The following is an 8,366-nucleotide window of genomic DNA, read 5'->3' on the forward strand; positions in this document are numbered from 1 at the left end:
CGGATACCTCTACATGGTCACCGCCATGATCGGGGCCACCATCGCTCCCTGGATGCAGTTCTACCTGCAGGCCTCGGTGGTGGAGAAAGGTGTAACCACGCGCACTTACAAGCTGGCCAAGATCGACGTGATCGTGGGCGCCATCTTCGCGCCCATCGTGGCCGGCTTCATCGTCATCGCCTGCGCCGCGGCGCTGAACGCGGCCGGACACACCGAGATCCACGACGCCGCCGACGCGGCCTATGCCCTGCGCCCGCTCGCCGGCAAATACGCCTCCATCCTGTTCGCCTTCGGCTTGTTCAACGCCTCGTTGTTCGCAGCCTCCATCCTGCCCCTGTCGACTGCCTATACGGTGTGCGAGGGGCTGGGCCTGGAGTCGGGTATCGACAAAAAGTTCAGCGAGGCGCGCGGCTTTTACTGGCTTTATACCGCGCTCATCGCGGCCGGAGCCGGTGTCATCCTGTGGCCCGAATTTCCGCTGCTGAGAATCACCGTTCTGTCGCAGGTGGTGAACGGCGTGCTCCTGCCCTTCGTGCTCTTCTTCATGATCAAGCTGGTCAACAAGAAAGATCTGATGGGGAATCACGTCAATTCGCGCCTGTACAACGTCGTAGCCTGGGTCACCGCCGGTGGAACGGCCCTGCTTACCTTGATCCTGGTGTGGATGAGCTGAGTAGACGGACCAACAGTTAGGTGTGCTTAGGCAGGATCTTGCCCGCGGCGATGTCCTTCACCAGTTCCAGGTCGGCTTCGAGAAAGTCATAGGAAGGCAGGGCCGCGCGTTCCACCCACTGTACGTCGCGGAAAATGCGGTTCTCCGGCTCGCCCTCGTAGTGCTCCACCAGAAAGAAGCGTAGCTCGACCGCGGCTCCGCTGGGGTAGGTGTGGCGCAACCGCGCGACCTCGTCGCCCACCCGCGCCTGGATGCCCAGTTCCTCTTCCAGTTCGCGCACCAGGCCGTCTCGCGGCTGCTCGCCGCGCTCGATCTTGCCACCCGGGAACTCCCACTTCAACGGCATGGACTGGTATTGCGTGCGCTGGCAGACAAGCACCTTGCCGTCGCGCACGATGAGGGCCGCCGCCACCTGCTTCATGAGGTGGTCTTCTCGAGGTAGCGTCCCACCATGGCGGCGCAGCTCTCCACCAAAGCCCGGTCTTCCGGGCCGAAGGCCGCCGGCGCGTGGCTGTCGATATCGATCTCGCCCACCACCCGGCCGCGCGCGAACACGGGGACCACGATTTCCGAGCGCGTTTCCAGCGAACACGCCAGGTAGCGGGGATCCGCGTGAACGTCATCCACAACTAACGTTTGGCCGCTTGCCGCTGCTGCCCCGCAGATTCCCTGGTCCAGCGGGATGCGCTTGTGCGGCGTGTCGGCCCCGACAAACGGCCCCAGCACCAGGGTCTTGGGGTCGGCAGGATCGAGCATGTAGAAACCCACCCAGTTGTAGGCGGGGAGCCGCGCCAGCCGCTCGACGATGGCCCGCATCAGGTCGTGGGCGGACTTCGCGGCAGACGCCACGCGCTCAAGGTCCGTCAGAAGCTCGTCGCGCTTCGTGGCCACCGACATATCCGGCTATTTAACCACAGCGCTGAAACCCGCTCCCTGTGGATTCCTGTGGAACGCGGCTGGGCGGAGCAGTGCCGCTTGTGCCTTAGGACGATTCGATGCGCCGCACCCGGGCGGCCATCTCTGGGAACACCTCGGGATGCAGGACAGCGGCCAGAGCCCGCAGCCCCATCAGCAGGGTCGTGGCGGGCGTATTCAGGTACTCGTCAGGAATGCAGAAAACGCTGCGGCTGCGCGCGGCGCTGGTCTGTTGCCAGCCGCGGTCGCGGATAATTTTCTCCAGCGGCACGCGGTCGCCCGCCCCGCACCATGCAGCCACCATCACTTCCGGATCTGCTGTGGCGACACTGGCCGCGTCTGTCTGCGCGCCCGGCTCCCCCAGGAACTCACCTCCGGCCGCCTCCACCAGCTCCGCCACCCAGCGCTGCGAGCGAATGATGGGCTTGCCCCACTCCTCGCAGAAGACGCGCGGCCGCGCCAGGCTCGCGGTCTTCGCCCGCACGGCGCGGACCTCGCGCTCCATGTCTTCGATCATCCGGCCGCCCCGTTCGCTCGCGCCCATCACCCCGGCGATGGAGGCGATGTCGCGGCAGACGTCTTCCAGCGTCCTCGGCGCAAGCGCGAGAAACGAAACTCCGGCGCGCAGGATTTCTTCCAGCGCCTCCACGCGGTAGGGAACCGAGGCGATGACCAGGTCGGGCTCGGCCGCCCGGATCTCTTCTGCTTGCGCCGACCAGGAGTCCTGCACGACAGTGCGCCCGTCACCCGCCGCTTCCGGGCACACCTCGACGCACCATTTCGTGCACGCGACTACCCGATCCAGCAGCCCCAGCCCGGCCATCGTCACCGTGGCGCTGGGCTGCAGACAAGCAACGCGCCGGGGCGTGAGGTCGCGAGCCACGTTCACAAGTATACGAAGCCGCAGACCTCGGCGGCGCGGTCATGGGCTCGCCGTGAAAGGAAAGGTGGAGAGGTAGTCGGCCAAGGCCTCCTGCCACGTTCGGGGCAGGGAGAACCCGCGCTCATGGAGCGCCTCCATCTTCATCACCGCATACTTGGGCCGCGGCCCGGCTCGTTGCAGCTCGTCCATCATCTTTCCCTGCACGAGTGAAGGATCCAGCCCCGCAAGTTCGGCGGCGCGGCGAAGCAGGTCCACCCGCGAACACGCTCCCCGATTCGAAAGGTGAAACAGCCCCATCGCGCTCGCCTCGACCACTTCGCGGATCTTGTGGGCGGCCTCCAGCGTGTAGGCGGCGCAAGCCACTTGATCGGAGGCAACAGGAGGTTCACGGCCCGCGACCAGCGCTTGCAGGCCGGAGCGTACGAAGTCCTTGCCCGCCGGTCCGAACAGAACCGGCATACGGAAGATCCACCAGCGATCCAGCTCCCGCACGAGATGCTCCGCCTGCAGCTTGGTACGTCCATAGACGGAGAGCGGCGCAGGGGCATCGGACTCGGTGTATGGACTGTTCTTGAGGCCATCGAAGACTGCGTCGGTGGAGATGTAGACAACGGCGGCGCCCATTGCGCGCGCTGCTGCAACGACGTTACGTGTGGCTTCGACGTTCGTTGCGGCCGCCATCTGCGGGTCCGCTTCACAGCGGTCGGGATCGCGGGCGGCCGCGCTGTGCACCAATAACTCTGCAGGGAACTGTTGCAAAGCGCGCCGCAGAGCCTGGGCGTCCGTGAGGTCGGCGTGCCGGCGGGTGAGCCGTAGCACCGTGTGCCGGGCTGCGAACGCATCCGCCAGCGCGGAACCGAAAAGGCCGGCGCTGCCCGTCACCGCGACTCTCACGGCCGCACCTGCGCGCTGGGGCGGGGCTCAAGCGGCGGGCGCATCGCTCACCCGGAAGCGCTCCAGTTCCGCGATCTCCGTTTCGGGCAGCCGCTGCCAGCGATGCTTCAGGTACGCCCAGGGGATGTGGAACAACTGTACCTTGGGGCTGAACTTGGCCGAGGAGTGGATCCAGCAGGAGTGCGTGCACCAGCACTGGTCCCCGGGGACGGCCTCGACGTCGCGCCGCATGGCGTCGGACTCGAGCGCGGCTCCCAGGTTGCAGTCGAAGTCCTGCACACGGCCCAGCTTCGCCCGCAGCTCGCAGGAGCGGAAATGTCCGTCGTGGTCGATGACCATCGTGGTCTGCCCGGCGGTGCAGGGCATGGGCCAGGGCTGCTGGCCGTAGTGGTTCCGCTGGTGCAGGTCGAAATGGAAGCGCACGTGTCCCAGGTAGTAGAGCTTGGCGAACTGCCGGGCCGGCCACTCGAGATGCGCGAAGAGCTTTTCCGCGTAGCGCTCATGGATCCACATCAGCCGGCGATGCAACGCCCCCAGTTCCTCGCGGTCCAGGCGCTTCAAGTCCGGGTCCATGGGATTGCCGCGGATGATCTCGAAGTAGTGCCCGTCGCTTTCGGTCTCCGCCAGCATCTTCAGGCCCAGCGACACCAGTTCCTGGTAGTTCTCGGCGGTCACGCAACTCACCACGTTGCGCCGCAGCCGCCGCACGCCTTTCCATTTGCCCGCCGCCCGCTCCATGGTGGCCAGCGTCTTCTGGAAGTTGTTGGGGACGCCGCGGATGGCGTCATGGGTGTTGGCCAGCCCGTCGAGCGAGAAATTCAGGTCCACGGTCAGTTCAGGACACCGCTCCAGCACGTGGTCGATCACCTGCTCGACCTTCGCGGGCAGCAGGCCGTTGGTCGGCAGGTTGACGTGCCGCACCCCGTTGTTCCTGTAGAACAGCTCGATGATTTCCGCCAGCTCCTTGCGCAGGAAGGGCTCTCCGCCGGAGAGCCACAGCTTATGGAAGGGAGGAGCCGTCTCGCTCAGACGCGCGATCTGCTCGAAGCTGAGGTCGCGGCCCTGGTTGAGCTCGTCCCAGTAGAAGCAGGTGCGGCACAGCGAATTGCACGTAGAGGTGACGAACAGAAACAACGATTCCAGCCGCTTGGGCCGGAAGACACCCTTGGCGAACTCCAGGTAGCTCACGCCCACGAGCGGATTATAAGCGCGACGAGAACCAGCTCATTGCCTATTGCTAGAATTGTTCTCACCCGCCATGTACTCGCCCCAGCTCCTCGACCACTTCGAGCACCCGCGCAACGTGGGCGAGATTGCCGATGCCGATGCGCGGGCCGAGGTCGAGAACCCGGCCTGCGGCGACATCATGCTGCTCACGCTGAAAGTTGCCGGCGGCCGCATCACGGACGCCCGCTACCGCACCCGCGGCTGCGTGGCTTCCATCGCCTGCGGCTCGCTTTTGACGGAATGGCTGCACGGCAAGTCGCTGGAGGAAGCCCGCGCCCTGCGGCGTGAGCAGATCGTCGAGGGTGTGGGCGGCCTTGCCAACGAGTCCACTCACGCCAGTCACTTGGCGCTGGACGCGCTGCGCGCCGCGCTCGGCGCCCTGCGTCAGTGAGCCCGGTACACGGCCCATCCGTGTTCCCGTGCCAGCTTTTCTAGCGCCGGTCGCGGGTTGATGGCGAACGGGTGGCGCGCCATCTCCAGCATCGCGACGTCGTGCAGGGTGTTCCCGAAGGCGGCATCGAGCGTGGTGATGCCGGCGTCCCGCAGCGCCCGCGCCTTGTCATCACCCGTCGGAACTCGGATCAGCCGGTCCGTGATCCTTCCGTTCTCGAGCGCCGCGCTCGCCGCCAGCACGTGCTCAGCGGCGATGCCCAGCCGGCGTACCCCGGCCCGCACCACCCACTCGGCCGTGGACGATACCGCCCACACCTCGCAGCCGGCGGCGCTCAGACTTGCCACCAACTTCCGCATCTCGGGGAAGATGCGCGGCTCGACGACCTCGGCGACAAACTCCTCTGCCGCCTGCGCAACCACGCGGTCCTCCAGTCCCTTATGCAGCGTGACCATCTCCCCGCACATCACCGCTTCGTTCACCTTGCCTTCTTCATACGTGGAATAGCGCTTGCGCGCCCACGAGGAAACCTCCGGCGGCAGCAGGCCACGGTCGAGCTCCCAGTAGAAGAAGTCCGCGCCGGCATCGCCGGACCACAGCGTGCCGTCGCAATCAAACGCGGCCTTGCGGAGATTCAGACGCAGGATTGAGGTTACGAAGTCGCTGGCCGCGGGCGAGGTTTCTTTGGACAATCGATGGTCTTCCTCGGCGATCTCTGCGGACTCTGCGTTGAAATCCTAGGAGGCGGCCAGCCGCTGGTGGTCTTCCGGGCTCTCGACGTTGAAGCCGACCATAGGGTCTTCGACCTTCACGTACTCGATGCGCTCCGGCAGCGAATGCTCCACCGCGCGCGCGTTCGACGTGACCGGCGCCCGCAGAAACGCCTCGATCATCTCCCGCCCCACGATCAGAGGATGCCCATGCTGGTCGCGATACTCCGGCACCACCGCCCAGCGGCCGCGTTGGGCTGCAGCCACAAAGGCATGTCGTAGCTGTCCCACGGTAGCTTCGGCCACCGGCGGCCGGTCCACGAGCATGACGATGGCCGCGTCGCGCCCGCGGTTCAGTACCTCCCTCATCCCCGCCTGCAGGGAGCTGAACTGCCCGCGCTCCGGTTCCGGGTTCTCCACCAGGAAGGCGCCGGCGGCATAGACGATAGGGCTGAGCGCATCGCGGTTGCGGCCCACCACCACCAGCACCATGTCAGTGTGCGGCCGCAGCGTCTCGATGGCCCCGGCCAGGAAGGTGCGCCCGCGATAGGTCAGCAGGGCCTTGTCGCGCTCCATGCCCGCCGACTCTCCCGCTGCCAGCACCACACCGCAGAAGCTGGGCGCTATCGCCATGCCAGAAACATAACAGAGACGCAGGCAACGGGGTAGGAAAGAGTGCCGCGCGTCTCGGGTAGCAGGTTGCAGGTGGCCTGGCTGAAGGGCTAGGAGCTAGGAGCTCTCTTCCGCCACGTCCTGCTCGACGCTCGGTACGGCGTCCTCGCTGGCTGTCTTCCTCGTGGACCAGCGCAGGTGAGGCAGCGGCATTTCTGACTTGCGGCGCACGGCGATCAGTTCGGCCACGATGGCCACGGCGATTTCTTCCGGTGCGACGGCCCCGATATCCAGGCCCACCGGCGAGTACACGCGTTCCAGCTTCTCGCGCGCCACGCCCTGTCGTTCCAGTTCGCGGCAGATGGCGATCATCTTGCGTCGCGAGCCGATCATGCCCACGTACCGGGCCCGCGTCTCCACCGCCCAGCGCAGCACCCGCATGTCGTCCCGGTGTCCGCGCGTCACGATGACGATGTACGACGACTCGTTGGGCTCGATTCTCGCCATCGCCCGTTCGAAGTCCTCGGCGTGGATCTCGCTCGCCTCGGGGAAGCGTTCGCGGTTGGCGTAAGCCTCCCGGTCGTCGGTCACCACCACATCGAACCCTGCGATGCGTGCCACCTTCGCCAGATGCTGCCCTACATGCCCGGCGCCGAACAGGTATAGCGTGGCCGTCGGCAGCACCGGCTCCACGAATACTTCCAGCGTTCCGCCGCACACCAGGCCGGAGTCGTATTTGGGATCGGCGTTCAGGTTGAAGGTGAGGGTGCGCGGCTTCTCGTCTTCCATCACCTCGCGCGCCGCCTGCCACACTTCGCCTTCGACGCAGCCGCCGCCGATCGTGCCCACGATCGACCCGTCGTCGCGCACCAGCATCTTGGCGGTGCGGAACGAGGGAATCGACCCGCGCACGTTCACGATGGTCGCCAGCGCCCCTTTGCGCCCGTCGCGCCTTAGCCGCACGATCTCTTCGTAGAGGTCCACAGGATAACTAGCTGGTTACGGCTTGATTATGGGCGTTCAGTGCAGGCAAGTCAAAGTGAGGGCGGCAGCCGCGCACAGATTCCTCCGTGTCTCCGTGATAGATTTTTCTTCTGCGCCCACAGGAAGGAGACTCTCCATGAAAGCCGTCCGCTTCCACCAGTTCGGAGGTCCGGAAGTCCTGAAGTACGAGGATGCGCCCGATCCCGTTCTGCGCAAGGACCAGGTGCTGGTGCGGGTGAAGGCCTGCGCCATGAACCACCTCGACCTCTGGGTGCGCAAGGGGCTGCCGGGGGTGAACCTGCCGCACATCAACGGATCCGATGTTTCGGGGGAGATCGTCGAAGTCGGTGAATACGTCAACAGTCTTAAAGCGGGAGAGCGTGTGGTGCTTGCGCCTATGGTGTACTGCGGTCGGTGCGCCCAGTGTGTCGGCGGCCGGCAGAATTTGTGTGCGCAGTTCACCGTGCTGGGTAACCGCGTGGATGGCGGCAACTGCGAACTGATGGCGGTCGATCCGGTGAACGTCATCCCCGTTCCCTCCGACGCCGTCACCCTCACCTGGGACGAGCTTTCCAGCCTCCCGCTGGTGTTCCTCACTGCCTGGCACATGCTGGTGGGCCTGGCCCGCATCCAGCCCGGAGAGATCGTGCTGGTGCTGGGTGCGAGTTCCGGCATCGGAACGGCCGCCATTCAGATTTGCAAGCTGTTCAGCGCCCGTGTCATCGCCACCGCCGGCTCCGAGGCCAAGCTGGAGCGCGCCCGCGACCTGGGCGCCGACTACACCATTGACCACTACCAGCAGACCATCTCCGAGGAAGTGAAGAAGATCACCGCCAAGGCGGGCGTGGACGTGGTCTTCGAGCACGTGGGCAAGGCCACGTGGCTGGAGAGCATGAAGTCGCTCAAGCCCGCCGGGCGCATCGTTACCTGCGGCGCCACCACCGGCCCCGAAGCCCAATTCGACTTGCGCTTCCTGTATTCGCGCCACTTGCAATTCCTCGGTTCCTACATGGGCACCATGGGCGAGCTGCACGCCGTGCTCGGCCACGTCTTCAAGGGACGCCTGAAGCCGGTAGT

At 65.7% G+C, this 8,366-nt stretch carries 11 protein-coding genes; 3 read left to right on the forward strand and 8 right to left on the reverse strand.

Translation table 11 applies throughout. From position 1 onward, the window contains the following. Window positions 1-673: divalent metal cation transporter (locus VLE48_07255; protein ID HSA92791.1), on the forward strand; the 673-nt coding region annotated here is incomplete at its 5' end. 16 nt (window positions 674-689) lie between these two features. On the opposite strand, the gene VLE48_07260 is transcribed toward VLE48_07255, so the two are convergent. From VLE48_07260 to VLE48_07280, 5 genes are all read right to left on the reverse strand, one after another. Continuing rightward, a complete protein-coding gene (locus tag VLE48_07260; protein HSA92792.1) occupies window positions 690-1,094 on the reverse strand; it encodes a (deoxy)nucleoside triphosphate pyrophosphohydrolase in 405 nt (134 codons plus the stop codon). Then, window positions 1,091-1,564, reverse strand: a complete 474-nt coding sequence (locus tag VLE48_07265; GenBank protein ID HSA92793.1) for a GAF domain-containing protein — start codon at window positions 1,562-1,564, stop codon at window positions 1,091-1,093. Before VLE48_07265 ends, VLE48_07260 begins: the two co-directional genes overlap by 4 nt. Window positions 1,565-1,655: 91 nt before the next feature. Then, window positions 1,656-2,471: an ABC transporter substrate-binding protein gene (locus VLE48_07270; GenBank protein ID HSA92794.1), complete on the reverse strand. Its 816-nt coding sequence runs from the start codon at window positions 2,469-2,471 to the stop codon at window positions 1,656-1,658. Window positions 2,472-2,510: 39 nt separating this feature from the next. Next, window positions 2,511-3,365, reverse strand: coding sequence for an NAD(P)-dependent oxidoreductase (locus VLE48_07275; GenBank protein HSA92795.1), 855 nt, complete (start codon window positions 3,363-3,365; stop codon window positions 2,511-2,513). 27 nt (window positions 3,366-3,392) lie between these two features. Further along, window positions 3,393-4,559, reverse strand: coding sequence for a radical SAM protein (locus VLE48_07280; GenBank protein ID HSA92796.1), 1,167 nt, complete (start codon window positions 4,557-4,559; stop codon window positions 3,393-3,395). A 64-nt stretch (window positions 4,560-4,623) separates the two neighbouring features. Here VLE48_07280 and VLE48_07285 point away from each other — a divergent pair, with 64 nt between their 5' ends. Then, complete coding sequence (locus tag VLE48_07285) at window positions 4,624-4,983, forward strand: iron-sulfur cluster assembly scaffold protein (GenBank protein ID HSA92797.1); 360 nt, start codon at window positions 4,624-4,626, stop codon at window positions 4,981-4,983. Here the strand turns inward: VLE48_07285 and VLE48_07290 are convergent. From VLE48_07290 to VLE48_07300, 3 genes are all read right to left on the reverse strand, one after another. After that, window positions 4,977-5,675, reverse strand: a complete 699-nt coding sequence (locus VLE48_07290; GenBank protein ID HSA92798.1) for an HAD-IB family phosphatase — start codon at window positions 5,673-5,675, stop codon at window positions 4,977-4,979. The genes VLE48_07285 and VLE48_07290 overlap by 7 nt on opposite strands. Before the next feature lie 45 nt (window positions 5,676-5,720). After that, complete coding sequence (locus VLE48_07295) at window positions 5,721-6,326, reverse strand: nucleotidyltransferase family protein (protein HSA92799.1); 606 nt, start codon at window positions 6,324-6,326, stop codon at window positions 5,721-5,723. Between the two features lie 96 nt (window positions 6,327-6,422). Continuing rightward, window positions 6,423-7,289 (reverse strand): XdhC/CoxI family protein, encoded by an 867-nt coding sequence (locus tag VLE48_07300; GenBank protein HSA92800.1) that lies wholly within the window; start codon window positions 7,287-7,289, stop codon window positions 6,423-6,425. A gap of 136 nt (window positions 7,290-7,425) precedes the next feature. Between VLE48_07300 and VLE48_07305 the strand changes: the two genes are divergently transcribed. Continuing rightward, the coding region (locus tag VLE48_07305) for a zinc-binding dehydrogenase (GenBank protein ID HSA92801.1) at window positions 7,426-8,366 on the forward strand (941 nt) is incomplete at its 3' end.

The organism is Terriglobales bacterium, assembly GCA_035454605.1.
Classification (GTDB): domain Bacteria; phylum Acidobacteriota; class Terriglobia; order Terriglobales; family Acidobacteriaceae; genus DATMAB01.